At 52.2% G+C, this 15,836-nt stretch carries 11 protein-coding genes, 1 tRNA gene and 3 rRNA genes; 12 read left to right on the top strand and 3 right to left on the bottom strand.

The window, feature by feature from the left end; genetic code table 11:
• Positions 1 to 2: 2 nt before the first annotated feature.
• From rbsA to rbsR, 5 genes are all read left to right on the top strand, one after another.
• Positions 3 to 1,514 (top strand): ribose ABC transporter ATP-binding protein RbsA, encoded by a 1,512-nt coding sequence (rbsA, locus tag RIN69_RS22140; RefSeq protein ID WP_313854641.1) that lies wholly within the window; start codon positions 3 to 5, stop codon positions 1,512 to 1,514.
• Complete coding sequence (gene rbsC / locus RIN69_RS22135; RefSeq protein WP_313854640.1) at positions 1,511 to 2,482, top strand: ribose ABC transporter permease; 972 nt, start codon at positions 1,511 to 1,513, stop codon at positions 2,480 to 2,482. Before rbsA ends, rbsC begins: the two co-directional genes overlap by 4 nt.
• A gap of 29 nt (positions 2,483 to 2,511) precedes the next feature.
• On the top strand, positions 2,512 to 3,393 hold the full coding sequence (rbsB, locus tag RIN69_RS22130) for a ribose ABC transporter substrate-binding protein RbsB (RefSeq protein WP_313854639.1): 882 nt from the start codon (positions 2,512 to 2,514) through the stop codon (positions 3,391 to 3,393).
• A gap of 63 nt (positions 3,394 to 3,456) precedes the next feature.
• Positions 3,457 to 4,386: a ribokinase gene (gene rbsK / locus RIN69_RS22125; protein WP_313854638.1), complete on the top strand. Its 930-nt coding sequence runs from the start codon at positions 3,457 to 3,459 to the stop codon at positions 4,384 to 4,386.
• Positions 4,387 to 4,391: 5 nt separating this feature from the next.
• Entirely contained in the window at positions 4,392 to 5,393 is a 1,002-nt protein-coding gene (rbsR, locus tag RIN69_RS22120; protein ID WP_313854636.1) for a ribose operon transcriptional repressor RbsR, read from the top strand.
• Here the strand turns inward: rbsR and mdtD are convergent.
• Positions 5,390 to 6,793 (bottom strand): multidrug transporter subunit MdtD, encoded by a 1,404-nt coding sequence (gene mdtD, locus RIN69_RS22115; protein ID WP_313854633.1) that lies wholly within the window; start codon positions 6,791 to 6,793, stop codon positions 5,390 to 5,392. The two genes, rbsR and mdtD, sit on opposite strands and share 4 nt — an antisense overlap.
• 548 nt (positions 6,794 to 7,341) lie before the next feature.
• Between mdtD and RIN69_RS22110 the strand changes: the two genes are divergently transcribed.
• The 4 genes from RIN69_RS22110 (at position 7,342) to rrf (ending at position 12,391) form a co-directional block, all read left to right on the top strand.
• Positions 7,342 to 8,884 (top strand): 16S ribosomal RNA (locus RIN69_RS22110).
• Positions 8,885 to 8,972: 88 nt separating this feature from the next.
• A tRNA-Glu gene (locus RIN69_RS22105) sits at positions 8,973 to 9,047 on the top strand.
• Between the two features lie 209 nt (positions 9,048 to 9,256).
• Positions 9,257 to 12,165: ribosomal RNA gene (locus RIN69_RS22100) — 23S ribosomal RNA — on the top strand.
• Between the two features lie 110 nt (positions 12,166 to 12,275).
• Positions 12,276 to 12,391, top strand: a 5S ribosomal RNA gene (gene rrf / locus RIN69_RS22095).
• Together the 16S, 23S and 5S rRNA genes with 1 tRNA gene alongside form the textbook arrangement of a ribosomal RNA operon.
• 53 nt (positions 12,392 to 12,444) lie before the next feature.
• Here the strand turns inward: rrf and mobB are convergent.
• Entirely contained in the window at positions 12,445 to 12,957 is a 513-nt protein-coding gene (gene mobB, locus RIN69_RS22090; protein WP_313854631.1) for a molybdopterin-guanine dinucleotide biosynthesis protein MobB, read from the bottom strand.
• A 4-nt stretch (positions 12,958 to 12,961) separates the two neighbouring features.
• On the bottom strand, positions 12,962 to 13,558 hold the full coding sequence (mobA, locus tag RIN69_RS22085) for a molybdenum cofactor guanylyltransferase MobA (protein WP_313854629.1): 597 nt from the start codon (positions 13,556 to 13,558) through the stop codon (positions 12,962 to 12,964).
• Between the two features lie 76 nt (positions 13,559 to 13,634).
• On the opposite strand from mobA, the gene RIN69_RS22080 reads away from it, so the two are divergent.
• From RIN69_RS22080 to dsbA, 3 genes are all read left to right on the top strand, one after another.
• Positions 13,635 to 13,904: a YihD family protein gene (locus RIN69_RS22080; RefSeq protein ID WP_313854626.1), complete on the top strand. Its 270-nt coding sequence runs from the start codon at positions 13,635 to 13,637 to the stop codon at positions 13,902 to 13,904.
• Positions 13,905 to 13,985: 81 nt separating this feature from the next.
• Entirely contained in the window at positions 13,986 to 14,972 is a 987-nt protein-coding gene (locus RIN69_RS22075) for a serine/threonine protein kinase (protein ID WP_313854624.1), read from the top strand.
• Between the two features lie 26 nt (positions 14,973 to 14,998).
• Positions 14,999 to 15,628: a thiol:disulfide interchange protein DsbA gene (dsbA, locus tag RIN69_RS22070; protein WP_313854622.1), complete on the top strand. Its 630-nt coding sequence runs from the start codon at positions 14,999 to 15,001 to the stop codon at positions 15,626 to 15,628.
• The last annotated feature ends 208 nt before the right edge of the window (positions 15,629 to 15,836 follow it).

Raw genomic sequence — 15,836 nt, 5'->3', positions numbered from 1 at the left:
GCATGCAACCGTTATTGCAACTGAAAGGCATTGATAAATCTTTCCCCGGCGTGAAGGCACTCTCCGGTGCTGCGCTGTCGGTCTACGCTGGCCGCGTGATGGCGCTGGTCGGTGAAAACGGCGCCGGGAAATCCACCATGATGAAAGTGCTGACCGGAATTTATGCCCGTGATGCCGGTTCGCTGCAATGGCTGGGTAAAGAGACCAGTTTCAGCGGGCCGAAGGCATCGCAGGAAGCCGGGATTGGCATTATACATCAGGAACTTAACCTGATACCTCAGCTTAGCATCGCGGAGAATATTTTCCTCGGTCGCGAATTCGTTAACCGCTTTGGCGGCATTCAGTGGAAGAAAATGTACGCCGCTGCCGATGCGCTACTGCAACGCCTGAATCTGCGCTTTGACAGCCATAAGCTGGTCGGTGATTTATCGATTGGCGATCAGCAGATGGTGGAGATCGCCAAAGTTCTCAGTTTTGAGTCGAAAGTGATCGTGATGGACGAGCCGACCGATGCGCTGACTGATACCGAAACCGTCTCGCTGTTCCGCGTGATTAACGAACTGAAAGCGCAGGGCTGCGGCATTGTCTATATCTCGCATCGCATGAAAGAGATCTTTGAGATTTGCGATGACGTAACGGTATTTCGCGACGGCCAGTTTATTGCTGAACGCACGGTTGAAAGCCTGAGTGAAGAGTCGCTGATCGAGATGATGGTAGGCCGCAAGCTGGAAGATCAATATCCACGTCTTGATAAGGCACCCGGCGAAGTGCGTCTGAAGGTGGAAAATCTTAGCGGGCCGGGAGTTGATGACGTCAGCTTTTCCCTGCGTAAGGGCGAAATTCTGGGAATCGCCGGCCTGATGGGCGCGGGCCGGACTGAACTGATGAAAGTGCTTTACGGCGCGCTGCCGCGTACCGGCGGTAAGGTGATGCTGGATGGTCGCGACGTGCAAACGCGCTCGCCGCAACAGGGCCTGGCCAATGGCATTGTCTATATATCGGAAGATCGTAAACGCGATGGGCTGGTGTTGGGCATGTCAGTGAAAGAGAACATGTCGCTGACGGCGCTGCGCTATTTCAGCCATGCCGGTGGACGTCTTAAGCACGCGGAAGAGGAACTGGCGGTGGGTGATTTTATTCGCCTGTTTAAGGTGAAAACGCCGTCGATGGAACAGCCGATTGGCCTGCTTTCCGGCGGTAACCAGCAGAAAGTGGCGATTGCCCGTGGCCTGATGACCCGCCCGGATGTGTTAATTCTCGACGAGCCAACGCGTGGCGTTGATGTCGGGGCGAAGAAAGAGATTTATCAGCTTATCAACCAGTTTAAAGACGAAGGGCTGAGCATCATTCTGGTGTCGTCCGAAATGCCGGAAGTTCTTGGCATGAGCGACCGGATTCTGGTGATGCATGAAGGCCGCCTCAGCGGCAATTTCCCGATTGAACAAGCCACGCAGGAAGCCCTTATGGCGGCCGCTGTGGGCAAGCAACACAGCGAGGAGTTAGCACATCTATGAGTACTCAAACGTTATCGGCACGTCGCCGCTTTTTCAGCAAAGCGTGGCTGCTTGAGCAGAAGTCGCTGATTGCTCTGCTGGTGCTGATTGCTATCGTTTCCAGCCTCAGCCCGAACTTTTTTACCGTAAATAACCTGTTTAACATTCTGCAGCAGACTTCCGTCAACGCCATTATGGCGGTTGGCATGACGCTGGTGATCCTGACTTCCGGTATCGATCTGTCGGTCGGCTCGCTGCTGGCGCTGACCGGTGCGGTTGCCGCTTCGCTGGTCGGGCTGGAAGTGAATGCGCTTGTGGCCGTGGCGGCTTCGCTGGCGCTGGGGGCTTTTATTGGCGCGATTACCGGCACCATTGTTGCTATAGGCAAAGTGCAGGCGTTTATTGCCACGCTGGTGATGATGCTACTGCTGCGCGGCGTCACTATGGTTTATACCAACGGCAGCCCGGTAAATACTGGTTTTAATGATAACGCCGATCTGTTTGGCTGGTTTGGTATTGGCCGCCCGCTGGGCATCCCAACACCAATCTGGCTGATGGCTGGCGTATTTTTGCTGGCGTGGTACATGCTGCATCACACCCGTTTAGGTCGCTACATCTATGCCTTAGGCGGGAATGAAGCCGCGACTCAGCTCTCCGGCATTAATGTTAAACGGGTGAAAATCATCGTTTATTCGCTGTGCGGCATGCTGGCGGCACTGGCGGGCAGCATTGAAGTCGCGCGCCTCTCTTCCGCACAACCCACCGCCGGTACTGGTTACGAGCTGGATGCGATTGCGGCAGTGGTGCTGGGCGGTACCAGTCTGGCAGGCGGCAAAGGAAGAATTATCGGTACGCTGATTGGCGCACTGATCCTTGGCTTCCTGAACAACGGGCTGAATCTATTAGGTGTTTCTTCCTACTACCAGATGATCGTTAAAGCAGCGGTAATTTTGCTGGCGGTGCTGGTGGATAACAAAAGCAGCAAATAACCCTCTCTACCTGGACAGGAAATAACATAATGAAAATGAAAAAACTGACTGCACTTGCCGTACTGCTCAGCGCCACCCTCAGTGCCAACGCGCTGGCAAAAGACACCATTGCGCTGGTGGTTTCCACCTTAAATAATCCGTTCTTTGTTTCATTAAAAGATGGCGCGCAGAAAGAAGCCGATAAACTGGGCTATAACCTGGTGGTGCTGGATTCACAGAATAATCCGGCAAAAGAGCTGGCTAACGTGCAGGATCTCACCGTGCGTGGCACCAAACTGCTGCTGATCAACCCAACCGATTCTGATGCCGTGGGTAACGCCGTCAAAATGGCAAATCAGGCTAATATCCCGGTGATCACGCTTGACCGCGTAGCGTCGCAGGGCAAGGTTGTCAGTCACGTCGCTTCTGATAACCGCTTCGGTGGCAAAATGGCCGGTGACTTTATCGCGAAGAAAGTGGGTGAAAGCGCCAAAATTATTGAACTGCAAGGTATTGCCGGCACTTCTGCGGCGCGTGAGCGCGGCGAGGGCTTTAAACAGGCCGCCGATGCGCACAAATTTGCCATCCTTGCCAGCCAGCCTGCTGACTTCGACAGAACCAAAGGTCTGAACGTGATGCAGAACCTGCTGACAGCCCATCCGGATGTGCAGGCAGTCTTCGCACAGAATGATGAAATGGCACTGGGTGCATTACGTGCATTGCAAACTGCCGGTAAATCTGATGTGGTGGTAGTGGGCTTCGACGGCACCGATGACGGTGTAAAAGCCGTTGAAGGCGGTAAACTGGCCGCAACCGTTGCTCAGATGCCGGAGCAGATTGGCGTTATTGGCGTGCAAACTGCCGATAAAGTGCTGAAAGGCGAGAAAGTACAGGCGATCAATCCGGTAGACCTGAAGCTGGTTACCAAATAAATCAAAGAAAAGCAGGGCACTGCGCCACCTTTAAAGGTGGCGCACTTTTGGGACGATTGAGTTATGACGAAAACCGGTAAACTGGCTGTTCTTGGCAGCATCAATGCGGATCACATCCTTAATCTGGCGCAGTTTCCTCGTCCGGGTGAAACGGTTGTCGGTACGCAGTATCAGGTCGCTTTTGGCGGTAAAGGCGCGAATCAGGCGGTTGCTGCCGGTCGCAGCGGCGCGGATATCGCTTTTATTGCCTGCGTTGGCGAAGATGATATTGGTGAGCGTGTGCGAAAGCAGCTTGAAGATGACCGCATTGATATCACGCCGGTTGAAGCGGTAGCAGGTACGGCTACCGGGGTGGCACTGATTTTCGTTAATGGTGAAGGTGAAAACTCGATTGCCATTCATGCTGGCGCCAATGCCGCGTTAACTCCTGAATATGTCACGCGCCATCAGCAAACCATTGCCGATGCATCGGCTTTGCTGATGCAGCTGGAGTCGCCGCTGGAAAGCGTGCTGGCGGCAGCCCGTATTGCGCGACAGCATCAGACGCAGGTTATTCTGAATCCTGCGCCGGCTACTCAGCTTTCGGATGAGTTGTTGTCGCTGGTCGATATGATCACGCCGAATGAAACTGAAGCCGAGATTCTTACTGGTATTCATATCAGCACTGACGATGATGCCGCGCGTGCCGCTGCGGTACTCCACGATAAAGGTATCAGTAACGTGCTGATTACGCTGGGAAGTCGCGGAGTCTGGTTAAGTGATAACCGGCAGGGTCAGCGTATTGAAGGCTTCCGGGTAAAAGCCGTGGATACCATTGCCGCAGGCGATACCTTTAATGGCGCGTTGATTACCGCGCTACTGGAACAGCAGCCGATGGCAAAAGCCGTGCGTTTTGCCCATGCAGCGGCAGCGATTGCGGTTACGCGTCATGGCGCACAGCCTTCCGTTCCATGGCGTGAAGAGATCGACAGCTTCTTGCAGCAGCAGGGGTAAGCTCGTTGGCCACGATGAAAGATGTCGCTCGCTTAGCGGGCGTTTCTACCTCCACGGTATCTCACGTCATTAATAACAATCGTTTTGTTAGTGACGCGGTTCGCGAAAAAATTGATGCCGCTATCAGGCAACTGAACTATGCGCCTTCGGCGCTGGCGCGCAGCCTGAAGCTCAATCAAACCCGTACCATCGGCATGTTACTGACCGCCAGTAGTAACCCTTTTTATGCCGAAGTGGTGCGAGGGGTAGAAAATAGTTGCTACGAGCGCGGCTATAGCCTGGTGCTGTGTAATACCGCGGGCGACGAAGAGCGGATGAACCGTAGCCTGGAAACATTGCTGCAAAAGCGCGTCGATGGCCTGCTGATTATGTGTACAGAAAGTCATCTCCCTTCCGCTGAGATCCTGAATCGCTATCCGACCATACCCTCTGTGATGATGGACTGGGCACCGTTTGAAGGCAGCAGCGATATTATTCAGGATAACTCGCTGTTGGGCGGCGAAATGGCCACCGACTATCTGATCTCACGCGGCTATACCCGTATTGCCTGCATTGTGGGTCCACTGGACAAAACCCCGGCGCGATTGCGTCTTGAAGGCTATAAGCGGGCAATGGCGGCCGCAGGGCTACCGATTCTGCCGGGTTATATCGTCGACAGTGATTTTGAGTTTCAGGGCGGCTATAACGCCATGAATCAGTTACTGACGCTGAATGAAGTGCCACAGGCGGTATTTACCAGCAACGATGCGATGGCCGTCGGGGTTTATCATGCGTTGTATCAGGCTGGATTATCAGTGCCGCAAGATGTGGCAGTCATCGGTTACGATGATATTGAACTGGCGCGCTATCTGACGCCGCCGCTAACGACAATTCATCAGCCTAAAGATGAATTGGGTGAACTGGCTATTGATACGCTGATTCACCGGCTTGCCGATCCCGACGCCAGTCAGCAAATGCTGGTGCTGACGCCGGAACTGGTTGAGCGTGCCTCGGTTGCTGAGCGTTAAGCTTTTTTGCTGCGTTTTTCACGATCGGCAATCAGATGGCGGCCATCGCCGGGCTTCAGCAACATAAAGACCAGCGCCGACAGTACGGTCACCACACCCATAGTCACGAAGGTATAATGGAAGTTTTGCACGGTGGAATCGCCAAAACTTTCATACATCCGCAATACCGCAGCGCTGACTGCAACGCCAAAGCCGATCGCCAGCTGCTGAGTTACCGCCAGCATGCTGTTGCCGCTACTGGCATTCTCATCGGTCAGATCTGCCAGGGTGATGGTGTTCATTGCGGTGAACTGTGTCGACATCGCCATACCTAAGACAAACAGTGGTATGACTAACATCAGTATCCCCATTCCCGGAGTCTGCAGCGAGAAAGTGGTAATCAGCAGGCCAATGATAACGGTGATGGTAACCAACGTCTTGCGATAGCCAAACCAGCGCAAGACTTGGGTAACGGTAGATTTCGCTATTATTGAGCCGATCGCGGTGGGGGCCATCATGCAACCCGCCAGAATAGCCGAATAGCCAAAACCGACTTGCAGCATCAGTGGCATCAGAAACGGGATACAGCCGGTCCCCAGCCGCGAGGCGATGTTGCCGATGATACCGACCGAGAAAGTGCGGGTTTTAAACATCGGCAGACCAATCAGCGGCATCGGATGGCGACGCGCATGCTGTATATAGAAGAGAAGCAGTAAAATACCACTCACCAGCACCAATGCCGCAATCCATCCGGCGACAATCCTCTCACCCAGTAGCTCGATTCCGCTGGTGATCAGCACCAGACCTAAACCGAACAGGAAGAAACCGAGAAGGTCGAAACGACGGCGGGGGGTGGTGAAGTCCGGCATATATTTGCGAGCACAGATAATGCCGGCGATACCAATCGGAATATTAATCAGGAAAATCCAGTGCCAGGTGGCGTAAGTCACCAGCAAGCCGCCAAGTAACGGCCCAAGAATTGGCCCGACCAGACCCGGCATCGTAACAAAGTTGAGCACTGGCAGCAGTTCACTACGCGGATAAGCCCGTAACAGTGCGAGTCGGGCGACTGGCATCATCATCGCCCCGCCGATGCCCTGCACCACGCGGGAAACCACCAACATACTCAACGAGCCTGACAGCGCGCAGGACAGCGACCCTAAAGTAAACAGAGAGACCGCGACGATAAATACTTTGCGCGTACCGTAACGGTCGGCAAGCCAGCCGCTGACCGGGATTAACATGGCTACCGTCAGCGTATAGCTGATAACGGCAGACTGCATTGCCAGCGGAGAACGATTAAGGCTCCGCGCGATATCCGGTAGGGCAGTGTTCAGGATAGTGGCATCCAGTGCCTGCATAAAGAATGCCATTGCGGCAATCCAGGGAAGGCCGGCCATACTGCGCGCGGATTTGATCATTGATCATCCTTATTCTTTCTATATAAAGCATCAGGGGCTGGGATATCAGTCATATTATTAAGAATAGCATCTTACTTTTCGGCATTATTGTCCGTAATTCTCTGCATCAAACAGTATATTGGTTGATTATTAGTTTGGAATAGCGCGTTTTTACAGCGTTTGATGGAAATTAAATCAGTCAGAAAGTTTTTTTCAATAAACACTTGTCACCCGTCAGAAACTCCCTATAATGCGCCTCCACTGACACGGAACAACGGCTTACAGGCCACCGGGTCAGAAGGTTCGGTAAGATGGACCGCCGGAGAAAAACTTCTGAAAAAGAGGTTGACTCTGAAGGAGGAAAGCGTAATATACGCCACCTCGCAACAGCAAGCCAAATCGCTGATTGCACTGCTCTTTAACAATTTATCAGACAATCTGTGTGGGCACTCGCAGGGTTGATATCGCAAACCATCCTCGGATGGAAAAAATTTGAAATATCAAGTCTCAAGAGTGACTACTATATTCATTACGAATAACAGTTTTAATTCTTTGAGCATCAAGCTTTTTAATTGAAGAGTTTGATCATGGCTCAGATTGAACGCTGGCGGCAGGCCTAACACATGCAAGTCGAACGGTAGCACAGGGGAGCTTGCTCCCCGGGTGACGAGTGGCGGACGGGTGAGTAATGTCTGGGGATCTGCCCGATGGAGGGGGATAACTACTGGAAACGGTAGCTAATACCGCATAACGTCGCAAGACCAAAGTGGGGGACCTTCGGGCCTCACACCATCGGATGAACCCAGATGGGATTAGCTAGTAGGTGGGGTAACGGCTCACCTAGGCGACGATCCCTAGCTGGTCTGAGAGGATGACCAGCCACACTGGAACTGAGACACGGTCCAGACTCCTACGGGAGGCAGCAGTGGGGAATATTGCACAATGGGCGCAAGCCTGATGCAGCCATGCCGCGTGTATGAAGAAGGCCTTCGGGTTGTAAAGTACTTTCAGCGGGGAGGAAGGGATGAGGGTTAATAACCTTCGTCATTGACGTTACCCGCAGAAGAAGCACCGGCTAACTCCGTGCCAGCAGCCGCGGTAATACGGAGGGTGCAAGCGTTAATCGGAATTACTGGGCGTAAAGCGCACGCAGGCGGTTTGTTAAGTCAGATGTGAAATCCCCGGGCTCAACCTGGGAACTGCATTTGAAACTGGCAAGCTTGAGTCTCGTAGAGGGGGGTAGAATTCCAGGTGTAGCGGTGAAATGCGTAGAGATCTGGAGGAATACCGGTGGCGAAGGCGGCCCCCTGGACGAAGACTGACGCTCAGGTGCGAAAGCGTGGGGAGCAAACAGGATTAGATACCCTGGTAGTCCACGCCGTAAACGATGTCGACTTGGAGGTTGTGCCCTTGAGGCGTGGCTTCCGGAGCTAACGCGTTAAGTCGACCGCCTGGGGAGTACGGCCGCAAGGTTAAAACTCAAATGAATTGACGGGGGCCCGCACAAGCGGTGGAGCATGTGGTTTAATTCGATGCAACGCGAAGAACCTTACCTGGCCTTGACATCCACGGAATTCGGCAGAGATGCCTTAGTGCCTTCGGGAACCGTGAGACAGGTGCTGCATGGCTGTCGTCAGCTCGTGTTGTGAAATGTTGGGTTAAGTCCCGCAACGAGCGCAACCCTTATCCTTTGTTGCCAGCGAGTCATGTCGGGAACTCAAAGGAGACTGCCGGTGATAAACCGGAGGAAGGTGGGGATGACGTCAAGTCATCATGGCCCTTACGGCCAGGGCTACACACGTGCTACAATGGCGCATACAAAGAGAAGCGACCTCGCGAGAGCAAGCGGACCTCATAAAGTGCGTCGTAGTCCGGATCGGAGTCTGCAACTCGACTCCGTGAAGTCGGAATCGCTAGTAATCGTAGATCAGAATGCTACGGTGAATACGTTCCCGGGCCTTGTACACACCGCCCGTCACACCATGGGAGTGGGTTGCAAAAGAAGTAGGTAGCTTAACCTTCGGGAGGGCGCTTACCACTTTGTGATTCATGACTGGGGTGAAGTCGTAACAAGGTAACCGTAGGGGAACCTGCGGTTGGATCACCTCCTTACCTATGTGAAGATACCCGCGTAGTGCCCACACAGATTGTCTGATGAAAAAGTAATGAGCAAGGCGCCTGCGAAGTCGCGACACCCCGTGTCCCCTTCGTCTAGCGGTTAGGACTCCGCCCTTTCACGGCGGCAACAGGGGTTCGAATCCCCTAGGGGACGCCACTTGCTTGGTGACAGGTGAAAGGTGTCGCTGAAAATATCTTAAAGCTGACTTTCGAGTCAGGTTTTAAGATATTGCTCTTTAACAATCCGGAACAAGCTGAAAATTGAAACGACGCGTCGTCTCATTTCTCCGTAATAAGAAATGAATCGCGATGTGTTCGAGTCTCTCAAATGCTTGCAACCGCAGTGGAAACACTTGTGGGTTGTGAGGTTAAGCGACTAAGCGTACACGGTGGATGCCCTGGCAGTCAGAGGCGATGAAGGGCGTGCTAATCTGCGATAAGCGACGGTAAGCCGATATGAGGCGCTACAACCGTCGATACCCGAATGGGGAAACCCAATGCAATTCGTTGCATTATCATTAAGTGAATACATAGCTTAATGAGGCGAACCTGGGGAACTGAAACATCTAAGTACCCAGAGGAAAAGAAATCAACCGAGATTCCCCCAGTAGCGGCGAGCGAACGGGGAACAGCCCAGAACCTGAATCAGTTTGTGCAGCAGTGGAAGCCTCTGGAAAGTGGCGCGATACAGGGTGATAGCCCCGTACACGAAGCTGCACTTGCTGTGAGTTCGATGAGTAGGGCGGGACACGTGACATCCTGTCTGAATATGGGGGGACCATCCTCCAAGGCTAAATACTCCTGACTGACCGATAGTGAACCAGTACCGTGAGGGAAAGGCGAAAAGAACCCCGGCGAGGGGAGTGAAACAGAACCTGAAACCGTGTACGTACAAGCAGTGGGAGCCTTGATTTATCAGGGTGACTGCGTACCTTTTGTATAATGGGTCAGCGACTTATATTCTGTAGCAAGGTTAACCGTATAGGGGAGCCGCAGGGAAACCGAGTCTTAACTGGGCGTTAAGTTGCAGGGTATAGACCCGAAACCCGGTGATCTAGCCATGGGCAGGTTGAAGGTTGGGTAACACTAACTGGAGGACCGAACCGACTAATGTTGAAAAATTAGCGGATGACTTGTGGCTGGGGGTGAAAGGCCAATCAAACCGGGAGATAGCTGGTTCTCCCCGAAAGCTATTTAGGTAGCGCCTCGTGAACTCATCTCCGGGGGTAGAGCACTGTTTCGGCTAGGGGGCCATCCCGGCTTACCAACCCGATGCAAACTGCGAATACCGGAGAATGTTATCACGGGAGACACACGGCGGGTGCTAACGTCCGTCGTGAAGAGGGAAACAACCCAGACCGCCAGCTAAGGTCCCAAAGTCATGGTTAAGTGGGAAACGATGTGGGAAGGCACAGACAGCCAGGATGTTGGCTTAGAAGCAGCCATCATTTAAAGAAAGCGTAATAGCTCACTGGTCGAGTCGGCCTGCGCGGAAGATGTAACGGGGCTAAACCATGCACCGAAGCTGCGGCAGCGACACTATGTGTTGTTGGGTAGGGGAGCGTTCTGTAAGCCGTCGAAGGTGGACTGTGAGGTCTGCTGGAGGTATCAGAAGTGCGAATGCTGACATAAGTAACGATAAAGCGGGTGAAAAGCCCGCTCGCCGGAAGACCAAGGGTTCCTGTCCAACGTTAATCGGGGCAGGGTGAGTCGACCCCTAAGGCGAGGCTGAAAAGCGTAGTCGATGGGAAACAGGTTAATATTCCTGTACTTGGTGTTACTGCGAAGGGGGGACGGAGAAGGCTAGGTTATCCGGGCGACGGTTGTCCCGGTTTAAGCGTGTAGGCTTGCATTCCAGGCAAATCCGGAATGCTCTAAGGCTGAGGCGTGATGACGAGCCACTACGGTGGTGAAGTAACTGATGCCATGCTTCCAGGAAAAGCCTCTAAGCTCCAGGTAACACGAAATCGTACCCCAAACCGACACAGGTGGTCAGGTAGAGAATACCAAGGCGCTTGAGAGAACTCGGGTGAAGGAACTAGGCAAAATGGTGCCGTAACTTCGGGAGAAGGCACGCTGGCGCGTAGGTGAAGGGACTTGCTCCCGGAGCTGAAGCCAGTCGAAGATACCAGCTGGCTGCAACTGTTTATTAAAAACACAGCACTGTGCAAACACGAAAGTGGACGTATACGGTGTGACGCCTGCCCGGTGCCGGAAGGTTAATTGATGGGGTTATCCGCAAGGAGAAGCTCTTGATCGAAGCCCCGGTAAACGGCGGCCGTAACTATAACGGTCCTAAGGTAGCGAAATTCCTTGTCGGGTAAGTTCCGACCTGCACGAATGGCGTAATGATGGCCAGGCTGTCTCCACCCGAGACTCAGTGAAATTGAACTCGCTGTGAAGATGCAGTGTACCCGCGGCAAGACGGAAAGACCCCGTGAACCTTTACTACAGCTTGACACTGAACATTGAGCCTTGATGTGTAGGATAGGTGGGAGGCTTCGAAGCGTGGACGCCAGTCTGCGTGGAGCCAACCTTGAAATACCACCCTTTAATGTTTGATGTTCTAACCTGGCGCCGTAATCCGGCGTGGGGACAGTGTCTGGTGGGTAGTTTGACTGGGGCGGTCTCCTCCTAAAGAGTAACGGAGGAGCACGAAGGTCAGCTAATCACGGTCGGACATCGTGAGGTTAGTGCAATGGCATAAGCTGGCTTGACTGCGAGAGTGACGGCTCGAGCAGGTGCGAAAGCAGGTCATAGTGATCCGGTGGTTCTGAATGGAAGGGCCATCGCTCAACGGATAAAAGGTACTCCGGGGATAACAGGCTGATACCGCCCAAGAGTTCATATCGACGGCGGTGTTTGGCACCTCGATGTCGGCTCATCACATCCTGGGGCTGAAGTAGGTCCCAAGGGTACGGCTGTTCGCCGTTTAAAGTGGTACGCGAGCTGGGTTTAGAACGTCGTGAGACAGTTCGGTCCCTATCTGCCGTGGGCGCTGGAGAATTGAGAGGGGCTGCTCCTAGTACGAGAGGACCGGAGTGGACGCATCACTGGTGTTCGGGTTGTCATGCCAATGGCATTGCCCGGTAGCTAAATGCGGAAAAGATAAGCGCTGAAAGCATCTAAGCGCGAAACTTGCCTCGAGATGAATTCTCCCTGACTCCTTGAGGGTCCTGAAGGGACGTTGAAGACTACGACGTTGATAGGCCGGGTGTGTAAGCGCAGCGATGCGTTGAGCTAACCGGTACTAATGACCCGTGAGGCTTAACCTTACAACGCCAGAAGTGTTTTGGTGGTTGTGTGTGAGAGAACCATCAATTTCAGCTTGTTCGAAACGGATTGATTCGCGTGGCCCGCAGGGCGGCGCGGATAACAGAATTTGCCTGGCGGCTTTAGCGCGGTGGTCCCACCTGACCCCATGCCGAACTCAGAAGTGAAACGCCGTAGCGCCGATGGTAGTGTGGGGTCTCCCCATGCGAGAGTAGGGAACTGCCAGGCATCAAATTGCGATAACCCCCAGCGTAAGCTGGGGGTTTTTTGCGTTAAGGCTATTATATTTTTCCATTCTTCAGCCAGTCGATTACAAAATCTGCGATTTGCTCCGGCTGATTTAAATCCAGGCAAGGCATTTCCACCGCTAAGGGCCTGTCACTGGCCACCGCAATTACATCTTTATCGAGTAACTCGCTAAGTTTTCCACCCGTTGCCTCGCGCCAGACAATTATTTTCGGCACGGATTCGTCTTTAAAGCCTTCAACCAGAATGACATCCAGTGAAGATGCGTCCATCCGGCTGGCGAGAAAATAAAGATCGGGGCTGGCAGCATTATCCGGCGTCTCGGTCATTAGTGCCCAGCGCTGCTGACTGGCTACCAATACCTGATCCGCGCCGGCTTTGCGCAGTTGATAACTGTCTTTGCCGGGCGTGTCGATATCCATACGGTGATGAGTATGCTTGATCAGCCCGGGCCGTATATTTCGCTGCTTCAGCAACGGAATAAGCTGCTTAAGCAGCGTAGTTTTACCGGTACCGCTCCAGGCGGCAAAGGCGATAAGTGGAAGCATATGACTAAACCTCATGCCAGTTGCGCAGATCTTCTGGTGTATTTATATTGATAAAAAATGGCCGATCCTCTGTAAAAGGGACGGAATGTGAGTCTATCTCCTGCATAAATAGCATCAGTTTGCGATCGCCACGATTTAAAAACTTTTCAAGTCGATCGGCAACGCGCCGATGAATCAAAGCAAGGGTGGGATGATCTCGTTCTCCGCTACGTACCCAAACGGCGTCATCTGTCCCACGGTTTTGCCATAAATGAGCAACCAGATTGGACGGGATAAAAGGCGTGTCGCATGAGACGAAAGCCGCCCACGGGCTATCAATTGCACGGAGCGCAGCCAGCATACCCGCCAGTGGACCTGCAAAATTGCTAAAGGTATCGCTGATTACCGGATAGCCGCTATGCTGATAGCGTGCGAGGTTGCGATTAGCGCTAATGCAAAGATCCGAAACCTGTGGCTGCAAGCGCTGCAGAACGTGCTGATAAAGTGGAAGATCGTTGAGTACCATCAGCCCTTTATCTTCGCCCCCCATACGGCTGCCGCGTCCTCCGGCAAGAACGACTCCGGTGACCTCAGCGCGCGGTATGGTCATTTGCTGCTGCATCGGTTTTGACCTCTCTTTTATTGTGGGAATAACCCTGTTAACGTAGCGGAATACAAACCGTTAAGGACAAACTGCTATGAAATGTCATCGTGTTAATGAACTGATTTCACTATTACAGCCTGCATGGCAACAGGAACCCGATCTGAATCTACTGCAATTCTTGCAGAAACTGGCCGAGGAGTCAGGTTTCACTGGGCCAATTGAGCAGCTCACTGACGATATTCTGATTTATCACCTGAAAATGCGCGATACAGATAAAAGTGCAGTGATTCCCGGCATTAAAAAAGATTATGAAGTGGATTTTAAGACCGCATTACTGCGCGCTCGTGGTGTGATTAAAGATTAAAATCTGAACCTTTGGCCAAAGTGCCTGTCTTTTAATGATATTCTTTGCCGCTTACTCACAGCGAAATAGCGAATCTGCACTATGAACCAGGCAGCCTTTAACTTCCAGACGTTAAATCCCGATTCAATAGTTGATGCGCTTTGGGATACCGGCTTGCGTGTAGAGTCCGGCCTGACGGCTTTAAACAGTTACGAGAACCGGGTGTATCAGTTCTCAGACGAAGACAAAAAGCGTTATGTGGTGAAGTTCTATCGCCCTCAGCGCTGGACGGCGGCGCAAATAGATGAAGAGCATCAGTTTGCTGTCGAACTGCTGTCTGATGAAGTACCGATAGCTGCGCCGCTGGTGTTGCAGAATAAGATGTTACATCAGCATGATGGCTTTTATTTTGCGGTATTCCCGAGTCTCGGTGGTCGCCAGTACGAAACTGATAATTACGATCATATGGAGTGGGTGGGGCGGTTTCTTGGCCGTATTCATCAGACCGGCAAAAAAAAGCTGTTTACCGAGCGTCCGACCATTGGCCTGCAGGAATATATCGTAGAGCCACGGCAGGTGCTGGAAGAGACTAACCTTATCCCGGCAAAGCTTAAGATCAGATTGTTGCAAAGCCTCGATCGGATGAGCAATACCTTACAAGGGCGCTGGCACAATGACTGGACCAGTTTGCGTCTGCATGGTGATTGCCATCCGGGTAATATTCTGTGGCGTGACGGCCCACTGTTTGTCGATCTCGATGACGCGCGCAATGGCCCGGCGGTACAGGATTTATGGATGCTGGTAAACGGCGATCGTCAGGAACAGCGCATCCAGTGGGATATTCTGTTGGAAGCCTATAGTGAGTTCAGCGACTTTGATTCACACGAATTGTCACTGATTGAACCTTTACGCGCTATGCGGATGGTTTATTATCTGGCATGGATTGTTCGCCGTTGGCAGGATCCTGCTTTTCCGAGAAGTTTTCCGTGGATGACGGATGAAGATTTCTGGCACAGACAGATATCGATTTTTGATGAGCAGGACAAGCTGTTGCAGGAGCCACCGCTGCAGTTAATGCCTGCGTTTTGAGGTTGTATTCAGGAGAAATAGTTAACATGAAAAAGATTTGGTTCGCGCTCGTCGGCCTGGTTATGGCATTCAGCGCATCCGCTGCGCAGTTTACTGATGGTCAGCAGTATGTCACGCTTGATAAGCCGGCTGCCGGTGAGCCTCAGGTTCTTGAGTTTTTCTCATTCTACTGCCCACACTGCTATCAGTTTGAACGTGTTTATCACGTTAGCGAAGCGGTTAAGAAAAACCTGCCAGAAAACGTTAAAGTCACCAAATATCACGTCGAGTTTTTAGGCGGCGAGATGGGTAAAGCGGTCACTCAGGCATGGGCAGTGGCAATGGCGCTGGGCGTTGAAGATAAAGTCACCGCACCGATTTTTGAAGGTATTCAGAAAACTCAGACCATCAATACTCCGGCCAATCTGAAAGACGTTTTTGTTAAAGCAGCGGGCATCACTCCAGATGAGTATGATGCTGCCTGGAACAGCTTTGTGGTCAAATCGCTGGTAGCACAGCAGGAAAAAGCCGCAGCTGATTTAGATTTGCGCGGTGTTCCGGCGATATTTGTTAACGGCAAATATATGGTTAACAACGGCGGTCTGGATACCAGCTCAATGGAAAACTTCGTACAGCAATACGCTAACGTCGTTAAATTCCTCGTCAGCAAAAAGTAACTTACGCTAATCTTAAACGCCGGTTTCTCCGGCGTTTTTTTATTTTCCCGCCACCGATCCTTGTTTAAATCTCCCCTTTTTCCGCAAAGAATAATTAGCTTTGATTACTCCCACAATCTGGCCACCGAGTAAGGATTAATGACGAAGCGGAAATATTTGTATCCACACTAAATATTTTTTCGATATTTAAAAAGATTATCGATGATTA

Source organism: Winslowiella toletana, from assembly GCF_032164335.1.
Classification (GTDB): domain Bacteria; phylum Pseudomonadota; class Gammaproteobacteria; order Enterobacterales; family Enterobacteriaceae; genus Erwinia; species Erwinia toletana_A.
The sequence above is the reverse complement of the archived record's forward strand: the minus strand, read 5'-3'. Positions and strand labels throughout refer to the sequence as shown.